The 17,537-nt window shown below is 70.4% G+C and carries 13 protein-coding genes; 6 read left to right on the top strand and 7 right to left on the bottom strand.

Annotated features, from left to right (window positions below; genetic code table 11):
* Positions 1-107 precede the first annotated feature (107 nt).
* Together ACFWX1_RS09050 and ACFWX1_RS09055 are read right to left on the bottom strand one after the other, a co-directional pair.
* A complete protein-coding gene (locus tag ACFWX1_RS09050; RefSeq protein WP_378385438.1) occupies positions 108-734 on the bottom strand; it encodes a DUF305 domain-containing protein in 627 nt (208 codons plus the stop codon).
* 59 nt (positions 735-793) lie between these two features.
* Positions 794-1,204, bottom strand: a complete 411-nt coding sequence (locus ACFWX1_RS09055) for a DUF6153 family protein (protein WP_378385538.1) — start codon at positions 1,202-1,204, stop codon at positions 794-796.
* A gap of 502 nt (positions 1,205-1,706) precedes the next feature.
* Between ACFWX1_RS09055 and ACFWX1_RS09060 the strand changes: the two genes are divergently transcribed.
* The 5 genes from ACFWX1_RS09060 to ACFWX1_RS09080 all read left to right on the top strand — a co-directional run bounded on the left by ACFWX1_RS09060 (position 1,707) and on the right by ACFWX1_RS09080 (position 7,183).
* A complete protein-coding gene (locus ACFWX1_RS09060) occupies positions 1,707-2,477 on the top strand; it encodes a class I SAM-dependent methyltransferase (protein WP_378385439.1) in 771 nt (256 codons plus the stop codon).
* A 244-nt stretch (positions 2,478-2,721) separates the two neighbouring features.
* Complete coding sequence (locus ACFWX1_RS09065; RefSeq protein ID WP_378385441.1) at positions 2,722-3,915, top strand: sensor histidine kinase; 1,194 nt, start codon at positions 2,722-2,724, stop codon at positions 3,913-3,915.
* On the top strand, positions 3,908-5,020 hold the full coding sequence (locus ACFWX1_RS09070) for a hypothetical protein (RefSeq protein WP_378385443.1): 1,113 nt from the start codon (positions 3,908-3,910) through the stop codon (positions 5,018-5,020). The genes ACFWX1_RS09065 and ACFWX1_RS09070 overlap by 8 nt, the downstream gene beginning before the upstream one ends.
* The gene (locus ACFWX1_RS09075) at positions 5,017-5,655 is read left to right on the top strand and encodes a DNA-binding response regulator (protein WP_378385444.1); all 639 of its coding nucleotides are present in this window, start codon (positions 5,017-5,019) and stop codon (positions 5,653-5,655) included. The genes ACFWX1_RS09070 and ACFWX1_RS09075 overlap by 4 nt, the downstream gene beginning before the upstream one ends.
* Positions 5,656-5,761: 106 nt before the next feature.
* Positions 5,762-7,183, top strand: coding sequence for a serine/threonine-protein kinase (locus ACFWX1_RS09080; protein ID WP_378385446.1), 1,422 nt, complete (start codon positions 5,762-5,764; stop codon positions 7,181-7,183).
* On the opposite strand, the gene ACFWX1_RS09085 is transcribed toward ACFWX1_RS09080, so the two are convergent.
* Entirely contained in the window at positions 7,146-9,362 is a 2,217-nt protein-coding gene (locus tag ACFWX1_RS09085; protein ID WP_378385447.1) for a hypothetical protein, read from the bottom strand. The two genes, ACFWX1_RS09080 and ACFWX1_RS09085, sit on opposite strands and share 38 nt — an antisense overlap.
* A 203-nt stretch (positions 9,363-9,565) precedes the next feature.
* Here ACFWX1_RS09085 and ACFWX1_RS09090 point away from each other — a divergent pair, with 203 nt between their 5' ends.
* Positions 9,566-13,345, top strand: coding sequence for a helix-turn-helix domain-containing protein (locus ACFWX1_RS09090; protein WP_378385449.1), 3,780 nt, complete (start codon positions 9,566-9,568; stop codon positions 13,343-13,345).
* On the opposite strand, the gene ACFWX1_RS09095 is transcribed toward ACFWX1_RS09090, so the two are convergent.
* From ACFWX1_RS09095 to ACFWX1_RS09110, 4 genes are all read right to left on the bottom strand, one after another.
* Positions 13,284-13,862, bottom strand: coding sequence for a response regulator transcription factor (locus ACFWX1_RS09095; protein ID WP_378385450.1), 579 nt, complete (start codon positions 13,860-13,862; stop codon positions 13,284-13,286). The genes ACFWX1_RS09090 and ACFWX1_RS09095 overlap by 62 nt on opposite strands.
* A gap of 247 nt (positions 13,863-14,109) precedes the next feature.
* A complete protein-coding gene (locus tag ACFWX1_RS09100) occupies positions 14,110-14,523 on the bottom strand; it encodes a DUF5959 family protein (protein ID WP_378385452.1) in 414 nt (137 codons plus the stop codon).
* 145 nt (positions 14,524-14,668) lie between these two features.
* Complete coding sequence (locus ACFWX1_RS09105) at positions 14,669-16,186, bottom strand: MFS transporter (protein WP_378385454.1); 1,518 nt, start codon at positions 16,184-16,186, stop codon at positions 14,669-14,671.
* 117 nt (positions 16,187-16,303) lie between these two features.
* Positions 16,304-17,503 (bottom strand): MFS transporter, encoded by a 1,200-nt coding sequence (locus tag ACFWX1_RS09110; protein WP_378385456.1) that lies wholly within the window; start codon positions 17,501-17,503, stop codon positions 16,304-16,306.
* Positions 17,504-17,537 lie beyond the last annotated feature (34 nt).

A 17,537-nucleotide genomic window follows, 5' to 3' on the forward strand; every position in this document is an offset into this window, starting at 1 on the left:
TCCGGGGTCATGGTGTTGGGGCCTGTTGTGCTGCCCGTGGTGGTGGGTCAACATGGGTGGGCCTCGCGGTTGGCGGGGGAGGACAACCCGAACCTCCACCCGATTCCTCAGCTCTGGCCGAGCAGGCCCCGCATCTCGGTGATTTCGGCCTGCTGGCCGTCGATGATCTTCTGGGCCAGCGCCTTGGCGTCGGCGCTGCCGCCCTTGGCCAGTTCGGTCCTGGCCATGTCGATCGCGCCCTGGTGGTGCTGGACCATCATCCGCAGCCACATCGTGTCGAAGTCGGCGCCCTTGGCCTGGCCGAGCTTCGTCATGTCGTCGCCGGACATCATCCCGGGCATCGGGCCGCCGCTCATACCCGGCATCGAGCCGTGATCCATGCCCGGCATCGAACTCGCGCCGGGCGCGGCGCCCCAGGAGGACAGCCAGCTCCGCATCTGCGTGATCTCCGGGTCCTGGGCCTTCTCGATGCGGCTCGCGAGGTCGAGGACCTTCGGGTTCGTGCTGCGGGTGGGCACCATTTTCGCCATGTCCAGCGCCTGGCCGTGGTGCGGGATCATCTGCTGGGCGAAGGCGACGTCGTCGGCGTTGTGCCCGGCCTGCGGCCCGGACGCCGCCGACGGGGCCGGCGAACTCGAATGCCGCATACCGGACATGTCGTCGTTCCCGCCGCACGCCGCGAGGACAAGGGCGGAAGCCACGGCGACGCCGCTGATGGCAAGTGTTTTGCGCATGACGAGTACTTCTCTCTGCTGTGGTTGGTCAGGGTGTGAGCGAACGAGAACTCGTCCGATCACACCCGCAACACGCAAAGAGAAGTGAGAACACCGCGTCCCCGTCTGTCATCAGGCGGCCGCCCGGGGCCCGGTGAGCCACGCGGCCCGGTCAGCGCCACGGCCGTGGCGGCGGCACGGGAGAGCACGACGAGCGCTCGCAACACCAGCGCGAGCAGTGCGGCCGCGGTCATCACGGCCAGGCACAGGTGGAGCAGCTCGTGGCCGCTCGCGGGCATCCCGGGATGCCCTGACTCGGACGCCGTGGCGACGACCATGCCGGCTTCGCCCGCGGACATCAGATGGGAGACCGCCGCCGGGGTTCCGCACGGCATCCCGTTCGCCGGGCTGACGTGGTGCATCGCGATCACGCCGAGGGCGAGCGCGCACAGCAGGAGCACCTGCCGTGTCTTGCTGAGCACGCTCGCCATCACGCGTCCACGGTACTCAACCGCGCCGGCCCGTGCCCACCCGAGGCCGGGCGCCCCGCGGACCGGTGCCGGGAACGGGTGCCTCGGTGTCCTCTGTGGACTACGAGCTGGACCGGCCGGTCCTGCCTGGGGTACTCAGTTTGCCGCCGGGGCTGACGCACCAGCACGAAACCGGGATACTGGCCGGGACGGACTCGGTGACGACGGTCGGCGCGCACGCCGGCGGGGGTGGTCACGGGGCTGGTGCTCGCGCACGCCGATGCCGTAGTGCTCGCGGTGCCGCGGTCGATGGCGATGACGCTGGGGCGAGCGATGCCGCCGTTGCCCGACGAGGCGCGTTCTCACGTTTCCGCCCGCCGGATCGGTGTGCCGCACGGCCTGGCGCGCTCCTGCCGGAAGTGCCGTGATGCCCGAAGCTTTCCTTGTGCTGCCTATCGAAATGGACTTGACGAATGTCTCAGCTCAGCAGTCGCCTTTCCCCGCTTTCGCATGGGGGAAGAAGATGGCCCGAAATGCCGAAGACGTCGTTCAGCGTGCGCTGGCCGAGATCGGGGCCAGGCAACGGGAATCGCGGATCGCGGCGGATGCCCAGCGGTACTGGCGGGAACCGGCGGGTGCGAAATGGCGGGCCAACGCGCACTGGCGGGACTCGCCGACGTTCGCCGGCACCGATCTGTGGTCGAGGATCGGTGCGCGGCATCGGGAAATGTTCGAGGCGGGCGCGCGTATGGCCGGCTTCACGCGGCCGTGGGACCGGGTCCTGGAGTGGGGTTGCGGTGGCGGCGCGAACGCGGTCCATTTCGCGCCGGAGGCGGGGGAGTTCGTCGGTGTGGACATCGCCGAGGCGACGCTGACGGAGTGCGAGAAGCAGGTCGCCGACGTCTGCGGTACGCCCTTCCGCCGGATCGCGATCGACGTGGCGGCGCCGGAAAAGGCGCTCGCGCGGGTCGGTGGCCCCTGCGACGTTTTCCTGTGTTTTTACGTTTTCGAACTGATTCCCAGTCCGGAGTACGGGGAACGGCTGCTGCGTATCGCGCGTGAGCTGCTCGCCCCTGGCGGGCTCGCGTTGATCCAGATCAAGTACGGCACCCGCCGCTGGCGCACGAAGCCGCGCAGACGGTCCTATGCGACGGGACTCGCCGAGATGACGACCTACCCGATCGACGCGTTCTGGCAGCTCGCCGAGGCCAGCGGTCTGGTCCCGAAGGCCGTTCAGCTGGTGCCGAAGGACGAACTCGACGAGCGTTACGCCTACTTCCTCCTTACCCGGTGAAGCGCCTGTGCGGCGAATTGTCGAAACCGCCTCATAGGGGTCGAATTCCGCTTCGGGATTGACGGCCGATCTTCACGCGAGCCACCGCGCCGGAAGGCACATCCCCACGCCGTGGGTACAGCCGATCGGGAGGCATGCGCCGTTCGGGTGACAAATCGTCGATAAGCCGCCTGCGTGTCCCGGTGGTCATCATAAAGTGGACCTCCGTCCCGGCAGCGGATATGCGGTGCTGAAGGGGAAAAGCATGACGAACGTCGCCGAGGCAGGGCACCGGTTCGCCGTGCCGAGGCGCGATCGCTTTCGGCGGAAACAGGCCGGCGGCGCTGTCGAACGGGGGCTGCACGTCCTGGGCCTGCGCTGCGCGGCCGTCTCACGGATGGTCGTGTGCACGTGTGCGGGTACGCTCGCGCTCGTCGCGTCCGGTTTCGCCGACCTCGCTCTCGCCGGAGCGGTGCTGGCATTCTGGTGCTGGAACACCGCGTACGCTCTCGCGTTGCCGCGCGGCGCCGGAATGTGGTTGCTGTACGTGGATTTCGCGATATCGGCCGCGATGTGCGCAACACAGCCCTGGACGGTGTCCATCGCGTCCCTGCACAACGGGACCAGCTGGGCGCTGGTGGTGCTGTCGATCGTGATCGTCGCATGTCAGTGGCATACCGGGCTGGGCGCGGGAATGGCGGCTGCCGTTCTGCTTACCTCGGTCTACATGCTGGGTTTCGCGCTGGCCGACCCGGCTCATTGGCCTGCCGCGCTTTCCAACGTGTGGCTCGTCGCCGAAGGCGCGCTTTCGCGAGGGCTGTTCGCGCTGGTGCGACGAGGCGCCCGGACCGCGGACGAGCTCATCGCTCATCGGGAGCGAGCACGCCGGGCCGCGTCGGTGGCCGCCGCGCGGCGTGCCGACGAACGGGAATACCTCAGCGCGCTGCACGACACCGCGGCGACAACGCTTCTCCTGCTCGGCGCGGGCGTCGTCGAGGGCAGACAACCTTGGCTCGCCGCGCAGGCGGCGCGGGACGCCGCGATCCTGCGTGGTGAGCAGGACAGCGTCACCGGCGGCGAAGTCGATCTGGTCGTGCTGCTCGCCGACGTCGCCGCGCGCAGCCAGCTCCGTGAGGTGCGTTCTTCCCTGCCGTCCGAGCTGGTGCTGCCCCGGGCGCCGGGATTGGCCATCCGTGGCGCTGTGACGGAGGCCTTGACCAATGCCGCCCGCCACTCCGGCTGCACCGTCGCGTCCCTCGTCGCCAGTGAAACGGCGGGACAGGTGTGTGTGGAGGTGGCGGACGAGGGTCGTGGCTTCGCACCGGGTTCGGTGACGCCCGAATGCCACGGCCTGTCCCTGTCCATCATCGAACGGATGCAGCGAGCCGGCGGGCGGGCCGTCGTGACCAGCGAGCAGGGGTGGGGCACCCGGGTGCGCGTGGAGTGGTCCCGTGGATAGCGGCTGGCGGGCCGTGACCGAGGCGCGTTTCCTCCGCGCGCTGCGGTTGGCCACCCTCGCCATCGCGCTGGCGGTCCTGTTCGTTCTGGTCCTGCCGTGGTTCCCGGCCCATTCCGGTGAGTACGCGTCGTTCGGGATTCAGCTCGCGTCGTTTGCGCTGCTGGTCGCCGTAACGCTCGTCGCCGGTGTGTTCCTGTGGCGGGAACGGCCGCTGGGCCGGTGGCGCTGGCTGCTGGCCGGGGTGGTGCTGGTGGCGGCCGCGGCCGCGATCTCCGGCACACCGCCCGCACGGCTGGGCGGGGATCTGGGCTGGACGGTGCGCGGCTTCGGGTGGGTCGCGCTCCTGCTGCTGCTCGACCACTCCTTCACGGCGGTGGTGCTGTTTCTTGCCGCGCACACTGTGCTGAGTTTCGGTTACGTCCTCGTCGCCGGGCATGCGGAGCGGTTCGCCCTGATCGAGTTGGCGATGGCCAGTCTGCTTCCGCTGGCCTTTCAGATCGCGGTCGCGGCGGGGGCCGTGTTGTTGCGGCGCATGGCGGTCACCGCCGCGCGCACGGCGCACGAGGAGGAAGAAGCCCGGACCGGGCAGGCTGTGGCCGAGCAACTGCACCGGGACCGCGGCGAACGCTATGCCCAGGTCGCGACGAGCGCCGTTCCGCTGCTGGACGGGCTGGCCTCCGGGAGACTGGATCCCGGCGACGAACGGGTGCGCACCGCGTGCGCGGTCGAGGCCGCGCGGATGCGCCGCCTGTTCGCGGAGAGCGACGACGTACCCGATCCGCTCCTGCACGAGCTGACCTCCTGTGTCGACGCGGCCGAACGCAGGGGGACGGCGGTTCAGCTGGTCGCGCGCGGCGAGCGTCCCGAACTGACGAAGGCGGTACGCCGGGCGCTGACCGAGCCGGTCATCGTGACGCTGGCCGCCGCCCGGTCGCGGGCGCGGGTGACCGTCGTCGGGTCCCGGCGCACCGTGGTGCTGAGCGTGATCACCGATGCGCCCCTGGACGCCGTCCCGGCGCAGAACACCGGCGAGGTCGCCGTGTCCCGTCTGGAACGAGCCGGTCAGGTGTGGGTGGAGGTCAGGTGGGAAACGGAGAAACCGTGACAGCGGTGCTGGTGGACGACCATCCGGTCGTCGTCGCCGGCATCCGGGCGTGGTGTGGTGCCGCGGTGCCTGCCGTCCGGCTGGCCGACGCGGGACCCAGCGTGGCCGTGGCCTGGCAGGAGCCAGGACGTTCGGCGCGGGTGGTGATCTACGACCTGCTGCTGGGCTCGTTCGCCCCCGCCTACGCGGACCTCAAACGCCTGGTCGACGACGGCCGTCAGGTGATCGTGTACACCATGCGCGACGACCGGGACACGGCGCTGACCTGCCTCGACATCGGAGCCTTCGCCTACCTGACCAAGGCCGAGGGCGAGGAACACCTGATCGCCGCGATCCACGCCGCCGCCGAGGACCGGCCCTACACCCCACCGGCCATGGCGGGCGCGTTCGGCACCGACACCAGCAGCAGCCGCCCGCGGCTGTCCCCCCGGGAAACCGACGTACTGATCCACTGGTTCACGTGCGAATCGAAGGAAATGGTCGCGGACAAGCTCTCGCTGTCGGTCAGCACCGTCAACGGCTACCTCGACCGCGTCCGGATCAAATACGCCAACGCCGGGCGGCCTGCCCCGACCAAGGCGACGCTGGTGGCACGGGCGATCCAGGACGGCATTGTCCGGATCGACGACCTGTAGCGCACGGATGTGGGGGCCGAACACCCCTCACACCGGCAAGACCGTTGCTTCTAGGGTTGATCCGGAAGGGCATCTCCCGCGGCCGGATCGGTTTCGAGGAGAAACGGTGAGCGAAGTCGGCAGGCAGATAGCGAATCGGTACCGGCTCTTGGAGATCATCGGTTCCGGTGGCATGGGGGTGGTCTGGCGGGCCTACGACCGGAAACTTTGCCGAATGGTCGCCGTGAAACGGGCGAAGCTCCCGGATTCGGGGAGCGGCCGGCAGTTGCTCCGCGAAGCGCGGCTGGCCGCCAGGCTGCAGCACCCGAACGTGGTGACGATCCACGACGCCGTGGTTTCCGATGACGATTTGTGGCTCGTCATGGAATGGGTGCCCGCTTTCACCCTCGCCGAAATGCTGGAGCACGGGCCGCTGCCGGCGCGTACGGTCATCGAAATCGGTTTGCAACTCGCCGACGCGCTGGAAGCGGTCCACGAACAGGGGATCGTGCATCGCGACGTGAAACCCGGCAACGTTCTCGTCACCGCGCTGGGGGTGATCAAACTGACCGACTTCGGGATCTCCCGGTCCGTGCTGACCGACGACACCATCACCCCGTCCGCGATGGTCAGCGGATCTCCGGGATACATCGCGCCCGAGGTGGCCGACGGCGGGGAGCCGACCCGGGCAGCGGACATCTTCGGGCTGGGCGCGACGCTCTACGCGGCGGTGGAGGGCGCGCCGCCGTTCGACGGGGCGAGTCCGTGCGCGGTACTCCGGAAGACCGCGGCGGGCAAGGTGCCGCCGCCCCGGCACGCGGGCGAGCTGGGGCGGGCGCTGGCCACGCTCATGCCCAGGGATCCCCGGGAACGGCCGGCGGCGCGTGGTGTGCGGCCACTGCTGACAGCATGCCGCGACGGAATCCCCTGTGCAGGTAAGGAAAAAGCCAGGGCAACGGCTGAAGCCCGCCGGGAGAAGTCGTTCCGTGGGCCGTTCCGGCGCGGGATACAGGCGGCCGCGGTCACGGCCGTGGCCGCGCCGATCCTGGTGGCCGCCGTCGCGGTCGACCCCGAGGACGCGGAAGGCGTCGGCTCTCCACCGGCCGCCGCCGATGTACCGGGGGACACCGGCCTCCGCGTGACCGATCTGTGCGCGCTCATCGATCCCGGCCGACGCGAACAGATCACTCCGACGGCAGTTCCGGGGCACGGAGGCATCAATCGGTGCGAGATAGTAGTCGAACCAGCCATCGGCGAGCAGCTCGAACGCAAAGCGGAACCGCTCGATCAGCCCACCGCGGCGGCACTCCCGGCGGGGAATGATCGCGAACCGGACGCCGGGGTCGGCGGACATGACCCCGGCGGCTGCCGGCTCGAAATAGTGCTCCGGTTCCAAGGCGGCCCGAACGACGCGCTCCTGACGAGGACGGTGGTGGTGCTGACGTCCGCACCACGACTGTCGGGTCCGCGCTGCGCTCAGGTCACCGCCCTGGTGAGCCCGGGACCTGCCGTCAGTTCGCCCGCGCCGGTGTCGTGGCCCCGGTGGTGAAGCTGAGCACGCCGGCCGGGCTGGTCCGCTGCCCGGAGCCGGGCGTGATCTCGACAGTCGTGCCGTCCCGGTCGCCGGTCGAGGTGACGGCGTAGTCGGTGTTCGGAGCGAGTCCGGTGATGACGTTGAGCGTGCGCTCGCTGCCGATGCGGTATCGGACGGGCAGGGTGATCGGGGTGTCCGGGGCCTCGGTTCCGTTGAGCACGGCGAAGTTCCCACTGGCGGACCGAAGCAGCGTGCCGGTCACCGGTCCGGCGAGGACGGTGTTGTCGGCCGCCGAAAGCCGGCTGGCGCGAGCCGCGTCGGCGGGGCCGGTCGCAGCGTCGAAGACGGTGAGCCACCGGTTTTGGCCTGCCGCGGTTCCCGGCCGTACATCGATGCGCGAGACATCGCTGCCGCCGAACACCGTGGGGACCACCTGCTCCTGGTGGCCGGCCGGCAGCAGGCTGCTGACGGAGCCGGCGTAGGCGGCACCGGCGCCGATGTCGTACCGGCTCACCCCGGGCGCGGTGTCGCCGGAGCGAGCGGGAACGCCGGCGAAGTGGAACCGCATCCGTTGCCCGACAGCGGGGTTCACCGTCTCGGTGCGGTCGTAGACGACGAAGAGGTTGGGCCGCAAGTACATCACGTCACGGGTCCAGGACGAGATGGTGGCGGCCGCCGAGTTCCTGGGGTACATGTCCGCCAGGTCGCCGGCGCGCATGAACACGTAGTCCCGCGTCTGGTCGAAGGCGCTCATGCGCGTCCGGGCACCGTCGGCCCGCAGCTTCGTGCCTTGGCCGGTCGGGGTCGGGGTGTCGGTGTAGAAGACGTTGTAGAGCCCTCGGGTGGACGCCGAACCGAAGTTGTCGTCGTAGATGAAGTCGTCGGGGGCCTTGCTGCCGCGAAACAGCTGCCCGGTCGCGTTGACCAGGAATGGCCGGTTGCCGCGGGCGACGGCCAGGCTGCCCGCGTCGAACAGCTGCTCGGAGCTGGCCGGATCGCCCGTGTAGGGCCCTGCGTTGAGCGAGCCCCACACGGCGTCCTGGTTCCAGGAGGAGCGGACCGAGCCCATCTCCATGCCCGGTGCGAAATGGGCGAGCGGACTGGTCCGGTAGTCCGACTCCGGCGCGCCCGGATCCCAGAAGAGGAACTCGCTCCACAGCTGGTCGCTCGAGGTGGTGCCGCCGGGGTTGGCGGCACGGACATCGCGGGCGAATCGGTGGAACGCCGGGGCCAGCGGGTCGTTCCAGACGGGCAGCATTCCTGCCAGCTGGGTGATGATCCGTACCGGGGCCGCCGCGGGCTCCGGCTGGGTTCGCATGGTGCCCCGGTCGTCGACCCGCTGCAGACTGGGCCACAGGTTGTGCACGTACCACTCGGCCGCGCCGGAAGGGAACCGGTAGGGCGCCGCGGCGTGGACGAGGTCGATGCCCTTGGCCGTCTTGGCCGCCAGCACCGGAAGGAGCATGTTGAAGGTGCCCAGCGGCCCGTAGTTCTGGCCTTCCGGCCAGCCGCCGCCCGCGAGGTTGGCCGCGTAGTACGGCTGGACCATCCTCCCGTGCACCCGGTCGAGGAAATCCGTCCACTGTGCGGGGGCGCGTGGGTCGTCGCCCTCGGTGGCCAGCGCGGCGACGGCCTTTGTGGCGTAGTAGCCCGCGAAGTAGTTTCCCTGCGGGTAGCCGCGGCCGAAGCCGCCGGTCTCGTACGCGCCGATCCAGCGATCGACGGCGGTGTACACCCGGGTCCGGTCGGCCGTGGACAGGGCCTCTCGCAGCCAGTCGAAGCCGATGGCCATGCCCAGTCCGTAGAACCGGATCCCGTAACCGCTGTCGCGCAACGGATCGACAGCGTGCGGGTCACCCTCGGGCGCGCTCATGTGGACCAGGACGTCGACGCCCTTGGCCCCGTACTGTTTGGCGCGTTCCGGGTCGGTCGCCTTCGCCACGAGGAAACAGAGGCCGAGATTGGTGACGGCGGGGAAGTAGCCGTCTCCCTGATAGCCCTCGCCGATGCTGCCGGCGTCGGGATAGTCGTTGCCCTCGGGCCATTCGACATGCCCGGCCAGGTAGCTCTCGCATTTGTTCCGCAGCGCGGTCCAGGCAGGATCGTTGGCTTGCGCGCGCTGTCGCAGCGAACTCAGCTTGGCCGCGTCGAGCACGACACGGGGCTGTTCGGCCGTCGATGCCTGCGCGGTCAACGGTACTGGGCCTAGGGTGGCCGCTAGCGTCAAGACGCCGGCCAGTGCGTTTCTCGCGGGCATTCTGCTGATCATTCGCGCCCCCTGTGTCACCGTTCGCGATCAGGCCCTCAGTGTGTTGTGTCAGCGCATCGACGGGAAGTGGATGCCCGTATCCTTCGCGACGGGCCGATCGGGATACAGCTTCTGACCAAGGGGTGGGGATGTCCGAGGCGTCGGGGTTCGGGGCGCGGATGCGCCGTCTGCGTGGTGAGCGCGGCCTGTCGCTCGCCCAGCTCTCGGGACTCACCCACTACAGCAAGGGCTACCTGAGCAACGTCGAGAACGGACGCAAACCGGCGACCACGGACCTGGCCAAGCGGCTGGACGAGGTGCTCGGGGCCGAGGGTGTCCTGGTCGCCTTGGCGATACAGGCCAGGGACACCGAACCCTGCCCGTATCGGGGATTGGCCGCGTTCGGCCCGGCGGACGCTCCCTGGTTCTTCGGACGGCAGCGAGCCATCGACGATCTGGTCAAGCGGCTTGCCGAAAGCCTGACCGGCGAGCTGCCGCTGGTGATGCTGGGCGCTTCGGGCGCGGGCAAGTCCTCCTTGCTGGCCGCCGGCCTGCTGCCCGCACTGGCGCGTGGCGTGCTGCCGGTGCCGGACTCGGCCACCTGGCCGGTACTGGCCATCACCCCGGCCACGCATCCGACGACCGTGCTGGCCGAAGAAACGGCCACACTGCTCGGAGTTCCGGCGGAAGACCTGCGGGACGGGATCGACTCCGCGAGCTTCGGCAGCGCGGTGCGGACCGCGCTGGGCCCGGACGACCGTCGGCTGCTGGTGATCGTCGATCAGTTCGAGGAAGTCTTCACCCTCTGCGAAAGCGAGGAGCAGCGGCAACGGTTCATCGGCGCGCTGTTCGCCGCTGCCCGTCCCGGTGCGCACGGGGAGCAGGCCGCCGCCTTGGTGGTGCTCGGCGTTCGCGCCGACTTCTATCGCAGCTGCCTTGCTTATCCCGAGCTGCTGAGGGCGGTGCAGGACAACCAGTTCGCCCTCGGTGCGATGGACCGTGCCGAGCTCGTGGAGGCCATCACCGCTCCGGCGCGGGCAGCGAAGCTGGCCGTCGAGCCGGGTTTGGTCGAGTTGCTGCTGCGCGACCTGGGCATGGCGATCGGCTCCGGCCGGGAAGCCGCCGGCTACGAACCGGGAGTTCTGCCGCTCCTGTCGCACGCGTTGCTCGCGACCTGGCAGGAGCGTGAGAACGGCACGTTGACGGTGGTCGGCTATCAGCGCACCGGTGGTGTCTACGGCGCGGTCGCGGCCACCGCCGAACGCGTCTACAACCGGCTGGATCCCGCCGCCCAGCAGGCCGCTCGCCGAGTGCTGCTGCGTCTGGTGCGGGTCGGGGAAAACGGCGAGGACACCCGCCGGCGCGTCGACCGGGACCGTCTCGTCGGGGATACCGCGCAGCACGAACCGGTCATGATCGCCTTGGAAGCCCTCGTCTCGGCGCGGCTGCTCACCCTCGACCGGACGAGTGTGGAGATCACCCACGAGGCACTGCTGCGGGCGTGGCCGCGGTTGAGCGACTGGATCGACGCCGACCGGACCGGGCTGCACACTCACCAGCGGCTCGTCGAGGCCGCCGAGGCATGGGACCGGCAAGGGCGCCAGGCCGGGCTGACCTACCGGGGGGCCGCGCTGGCAGGCGCGCGGGAATGGCGCGAGGCACACGAAGACGAGCTCACGCCGGTGGAGAGGGATTTCCTGCACGGCAGCGCGCGTGAGGAGCGCAAGGGCATCCGCAGGCTGCGCAAGCTGGTCGCGGCGCTGACGGTGTCGGTCGTGCTCACCACCGTTGTCGGAGGTATGGCACTGGTCCAGCGGCAGAACGCGATCACCGAACGCGATGTCGCGACCTCGCGGCAGGCCGCGGAGCGGGCGTCCGGCCTGCTGGACACCGATCCGTCGCTGGCAGGTCAGCTCGCCGTCGCCGCATACCGGATGGCGGACACCCCGGCGGCCAGAGGCGCGATGCTCAGCAGCTTGTCGCTGCCCTACCCCACAAGGCTGTACGGCGGTGGTGACCAGATCGACGCCGTCGCGTTGCGTGGCGACGGGACGTTGACCGCGACCGGTGGCATCGACGGAGTCCTGCAATTGTGGGACAACGCCGAAGGGCGGAGCACCCGGCCGGTCGCCACGCTGACCGACACCGGGAAGGTGACGGCGCTGGACTTCAGCCCCGACGGGCGGACGCTGGCCGTGTCGGCCGCCGGGGGAGTCCGGTTGTGGGACGTGGGAACCCCCGAACAGCCGACGCTGCGTGCGGTGGTCGCGCCGGATGTGCCGACGTCCCAGGTCCGCTTCAGCAGTGACGGCACGCTGCTGGCGACGACCGGCAGCGCCGATCACGACGTCCGGTTGTGGGACGTGCGGGTTCCCGCCCAGCCCGCCCCGCTGGCCGTACTGGCCGACCGCGGCGGTGAGGCCACCAAGATCGCCTTCAGCCCGGCGGGCCCGGCGATGGTCACCACCGGTGAGCGCGGCACGGTGCTGCTGTGGGATGTGCGTGATCCCCGGAACCCGCCACCTCCGCAGGTGATCGGCGACGCGGCGGGTGAGGTCAGCGCGCTGGCCTTCAGCCAGGACGGCAGGACACTGGCGGTGGCCGACGAGGGCAACCACCTGTGGTTGTCCGCGGTGGCGGGGCCACGGGCCGGCGGGCTGACCGCCTTCTCCAGCCCGAACGGGTTGGTGCGCGGCCTCGCGTTCACCAAGGACGCCACGCATCTCGCTGTCGGTGCCAGCGACGGCATCATCAGGATCATGGATGTCGGCGCGCGCCGGGAGGTTTCCCGGCTCGCCCAGCCCAACCGGGTGCGCGCCATGGCCGCGGACCGCTCCGGCGCCGTGTTCGCCAGCTCCAGCAGTGCCGGTCGCGCCTACCTGTGGCACCTGCCGCCGGTCAACCCGAGCGGGCACGACACGGAGTTGCAGGGGATCTCCGTCGATCCCGGCACCGGGATCATCGCGACCACGGCCCGTCGTGATCAGCGAGTCCGGCTGTGGAGGACCACCGACTGGAACCGGCTGACGTCCTTGGCCACGCTGACCGGGCACACCGACGCGGTGCTGGGCACGGCCTTCAGCCCACGACGAGCGCACTTCGCCACCGCCGGCGCCGATCGCGTGGTCCGGCTGTGGGACATCACCGCCCCGGACCGGCCCGATTCCCTGGCTGTCCTCGACGGGTACCACGACGCGGTGAGCGCGGTGGCATGGAGCCCGGACGGAAACACCCTCGCCACCGGCGATGACGAGGGTGTGCTGGCGGTCTGGGACGTCACCGATCCGCGCAGGCCGGTCAGGCTGGCGACCCTGACCGAGAAGTTCCGCAACGTCAACGCGGTCGCGTTCAGCCCGGACGGGCGCTACCTCGCTTCCGGCAACACCGATCGCACCATTCGCCTGTGGGACATGGCTGACCGGGCACGGCCCAGCCGGCTCGCCACGGTCGCGGGTTTCCGCGAGGCCGTCACCAGTGTGGAGTTCAGCTCCGACGGCCGCCTGCTGGCCGGGAGCGGTCTCGACCAGACCGCGCGCGTCTGGGATCTCGCCGACCCGCGGCAGCCGGCGGCGCTCGCCACGATCACCGGCCACACCGGCCCGGTGGGAACGGTGCACTTCAGCCCGGACAACCACACCCTGACCACGACGAGCGCGGATCGCAGCACCCGGCTGTGGAACATGGGAAACCCGCGGCAGCCCGAGCTCATCGCCGCACTGCGCGTCCCCGACGCCGACGTGACACGGATGGTCTTCACCGCAACCGGCGGACGGATCGCGATCGCGAGTAACGAACGCGTCATGAGACTCTGGGACGCCGGCCTCGATACCGCCGTGCGCCGTATCTGCGCATGGGCCGGCACACCGATCACGCGCGACGAGTGGTCGGCTCAGTTCGGCGATTACCCGTACCAGCCCCCGTGTCCATGAGCGCGTGACGCCCCGGCAGGGCTCCACGGGCGAAGGCGGTGAGTTCTGCCTGGCCGCGCAGGCCGAGCTTGCCGCCGATCGCGGCGAAGTGGTTGCGGACGGTTTTCGGTGCCAGTTCGAGATGCTGGGCCAGGTCCGCGGTCGACCGGCCCGCCGCGAGCAGGCGGAGGATCTCTTCTTCCCGCTCGGTCAGCCCGCACCAGGTCGCCTCGACCGCTGCGGCGAGCAGACCCGGCCCGAAGAACATGCCACCGGCGGCGACCGTGAGCACCGCGCGCCGCAAGGTCCCGGCGGAAACCTCCTCCTCGAGGAATCCCCGCGCGCCCGACCGGATCGCGGCGGGCAGCGACCCGGCGTCCACCCAGGCCAGCACCGGCGCGCCGAACACCACGGTGGCACGTTCGCGGAAGTCGGCCAGCACCACGTCCGGCCGGTCGTGCTGCTGGTCCACGACAGTGAATCCCGCGTCCCGCAAGCGCGTGCGAAGAACACCGGGGTCGGCGAGGACCGTGGTCACCGGAGGCTCACGGCGCCGGTAGACATCATTCGCGGACAGGCCCCTTCCGCGGACGAGCGAGGCCGGCGAGAGCCGTGATCCGGCATGGCCGATTCCCGCCCAGGCTGTACAGGCACGCGTTCTCCCCTCACCACCGATGGGAGAAGTGTGTGCGGACGCCACGTGGGGTGAAAGGGGTTCTCGGTATCCTTTGCCAGGCGGAATTTCGGGATACGGCCGTTGAACAGGGGAAACAGGGGGACGGGGATCAGGCGGAGCCGAACCACGCCCGCCAGACCCGGTCCAGCCGGTCGTAGGCGTCGTCGAACCAGGCGTCGTCCAGCGGGACCGGCACGGTCACCCCGACCCCCGACGCGTCCGGGTCCCTGACCGTGATGGCCACCCGCCCGAACTCCTCGTGCCCGAGCGACACCATCGGCCCCCGGGTTCCGGTGTCCCACACCACGTCCTCGCCCGCGTCCAGCACGTCGAGGGCGTCCCGCCAGGCGTCCAAGGTGTCCTTGGCCAGCCACATCTGCAGCCTGCCGGTGACGAAGGCCGTGTCGATCCGGAGCTCTCCGTCCAGCAGGTCGTCGGACCCCGGATAGGTGCCGCGGATCCGGAGCGCGACGCTGTTGCCCTCCCCGCCGAGATGGATCAGGTCGATCGGCTCGCCGGCCATGAATCCCTCATTCTTCGCACAGGTTGTCGAGGTCGATGATGTCCGGGAGCCGACGGGACCGGACACGGTCCACGGGCCGGCTTCCCGATGGCTGACCGAATCTAGCACCGCGCGTGGCCGGACCCCGGGGTGTGTCCGGAGATCACTACCGCACAGCGCGCGTGCTGCCCGGGACGAAGCGAACGATCGCGAGCGGGAGCAGGACGAGTGCCGCGGACAGCAGGAAACCGGCCTGGAAGCCCTGCTCGGTGGGAAGGTGCGTGACGGGACTGGTTCCCGCGGAGATGATCACGGCGGCGATCTGGACCCCGAGCGAGGCACCGATCCCGCGGGAGATGCCGCTGAGGGCGGTCGCCACTCCGGTGTCCGCCTGCTCGACCGAGTCGATGATGCCGGTGTAGAGGGCGGTGGAGGCGGTGCCCATGCCGAGACCGGTCGTCAACAGGAGGCTGAGCAGGACGTGCCAGGGCGCGCTGTGCCAGAGCGTCGCGATCAGGGCGCCCGACGCGGTCAGGACCAGTCCGCCCGCGACGACCGCGCGGGAACCGACCCTGCGCACGAGCAGCCCGGTCAGCGGGCCGACCACGATCGCCACGGCGATTCCGGGGAACAGGTACAGACTGACGGCACTGGACGACGCGCCGAACCCGAACCCGGCCACCGCCGGCGGCATCGCCAGCAGCTGGGGGAACAAGAAGTAGGGCACCGTGTAGCCCGCCCCGAGCATCCCCGCGACGACACTGGAACTCCAGACGCCTCGCCTGCCCAGCATGCGCAGATCCACCATGGGATCGGCGGCGCGGCGTTCGACCCATACCCACGCGGCGCCGAACACGATGGTCAGGACGAGCAGGGCGAGGGTGGTGAAGGAAGACCACCCGTTCTGCGGAAGCCAGGTGAGGTTCAGGATCACGGTCACGAGCGTCGCCGCCAGCAGCGCGCCACCCGGCCAGTCCAGTCGCGCCGATCGTCCCTTGTGGACGGTCCGGCGCGGGAGCGCGCGATGCGCGACGACGGCCAGTGCCGCCACGATCAGCGTGGGCAGCAAGAACATCCAGCGCCGGGACAGCGCGTCCGCGAGCGGTCCCGAGGCGAGGACGCCGACACCGCCGCCGATGGTGAAACACCCGGTGATCACACCGACCGCCACCGGCATCCGCTCCGGGAACGACTCGCGCAGGACCACGAACGTCGCCGGGACGATGGCGGCTCCGAGCCCCTGCATGAACTGGCCGAAGAGCATCGCAGGCAAGGAGCCGGCGAACGCGGAGCACGTCCCGCCTGCCACGATGCACCAGGCGAGCGCGAGCAGCGTCCGCTGCCCGCCGCGGGCGTCGGCGAGCTTGGCGATGGTCGGCATGGTCACCGAGCCGGTGAGCAGCAGCGTGGTGGCCAGCAGGGCGGCTTGGGCCGGGGTCAGCCCCAGCTCTCGCTGGATGAGGGGGAGCGCGGGCAGCGGCATGCTCTCCAAGGCGCCGATCGCCACGACGAGCGCGGCCAGTACGGCGACGGTGACCGGTGTGGCTCGGGCGCGGGGAGAATCCGGGGTGTGCCTGGGCACTCCGGGGCTCGGGGAGGGCGCGGGATCGGGTTCCGGTGGCAGGTTCGCGTAGCCCTTGCCTGCCTCGCGGGCCGGCGCTTCGTCGATGGATTCTCCCAGCACCTGTCCATGACTACGGCCCCGTAATCGACAAGCGATGGAGAGTGGATTGCGACGTCCGCCGAATGCTCGCGCCGACGACACCGATCGCGCGTATACGCCGGGAAGCCATGCTTCGTTTCAGGTGCCGGAACGGACGGCCGATCCGCCGCGCGCGGCGAGCAGCAGCAGGCCGGACAGCGCGGTCAGTGCGGGCGCGACGCTGAAACCGCCTGCCAGGCCGATGTGGTCGGCCATCGTGCCGAGCAGGAACGGCGACACCAGCACCACCACACCGCCGAGCAACTGGGCGCGGGCGTTCGCCGTGTCGGTCCGGCCCGGCGCGGCGGCCAGTGCCAGCGCGAGTGTCAGGGGGAACTGGTTGGCGATCCCCAGCCCGGCGGCGAACAGGCCGCCCAGCGCCACGGTCACGTTTCCGCCCAGCCACAGGGCGATCAGTCCCGCCAGGGTGATCGCCAGCGACCACCACACCAGCGTCCGGGTACGGCCGGGGTGGCGGGTCAGCCGGGCACCGGCGACCCGGCCGAGCAGGATGCCCGCGTAGAACACCGTCATCGCCGTGGTGGCCGACGACGTGGACAGCCCGGTGGTCGCGGTCAGCAGTTCCGACCCGAAATAGACCACGCAGAACTCCACTCCGATCCCGACCGCCACCAGCAGGCACAGCGACCAGCAGGCGGCCGGCAGCCCGGTCCGGCTGGCCCGATCCTTCCCACAGCCTCGCAGGGACACAGCGGGAAAGGACGTGCGGCGATAGAACAGGTACAGCACGACAAGGCCCACCGCGGGAACCGCCATGGCGGCCCGCCAGCCCGCCGGGGTGCCGTGCAACGCGCCGAGCGCCAGTGGGGCGAGGACCGCGGCGGCGCCGGCGCCGATGTTGGCCTCCACCAAGGCCTTGTCGCTGCGCGGGCCGTGCTGGTCGGCGAGCACCGACTGCGTGGTGATCTGCACCGTGGTGCCTGCCCAGCCCATCACCACCGCTCCGGCCAGCGTCGGCGCGAGGGCATGGCTGAAGGTGAACAGCGCGGCCCCGAGCGTGGTCACCAGCGCCGTCCACCACAACAGCGCCCGGCGGCCGAACAGGCCGGCGGCCGCCGGGAAGGTCAGTCCGGCCAGGATCGACCCGCCCGCCCACATGGCCGAGTAGACACTGATCATCGTGTACGAGAATCCGATCTCGGCCCGCAAGAGGGCGAGTGCCGGCCCGAAGGCGTACAACCAGAAGGTGTACGCGCCCAGCGCGATGTAGGAAAGCAGGGTCGGCCGACCTCGGACGAAGGCTCCGGTGCCTGCGACGTCCTTCCCGGTTTCGGTCACGTGCTCTGCCTCTCCGTCGAGCGCGGCTGGTGCC

The sequence above is a fragment of the Amycolatopsis sp. NPDC059021 genome, assembly GCF_042739895.1.
In the GTDB taxonomy this organism is placed as follows: domain Bacteria; phylum Actinomycetota; class Actinomycetes; order Mycobacteriales; family Pseudonocardiaceae; genus Amycolatopsis.

What these genes read in the sequence shown, in the direction of transcription:
- ACFWX1_RS09050 (WP_378385438.1), bottom strand. Translation starts at nt 734, where the DNA reads ATGCGCAAAACACTTGCCATCAGCGGCGTCGCCGTGGCTTCCGCCCTT.
- ACFWX1_RS09055 (WP_378385538.1), bottom strand. Translation starts at nt 1,204, where the DNA reads ATGGCGAGCGTGCTCAGCAAGACACGGCAGGTGCTCCTGCTGTGCGCG.
- ACFWX1_RS09060 (WP_378385439.1), top strand. Translation starts at nt 1,707, where the DNA reads ATGGCCCGAAATGCCGAAGACGTCGTTCAGCGTGCGCTGGCCGAGATC.
- ACFWX1_RS09065 (WP_378385441.1), top strand. Translation starts at nt 2,722, where the DNA reads ATGACGAACGTCGCCGAGGCAGGGCACCGGTTCGCCGTGCCGAGGCGC.
- ACFWX1_RS09090 (WP_378385449.1), top strand. Translation starts at nt 9,566, where the DNA reads ATGTCCGAGGCGTCGGGGTTCGGGGCGCGGATGCGCCGTCTGCGTGGT.
- ACFWX1_RS09100 (WP_378385452.1), bottom strand. Translation starts at nt 14,523, where the DNA reads ATGGCCGGCGAGCCGATCGACCTGATCCATCTCGGCGGGGAGGGCAAC.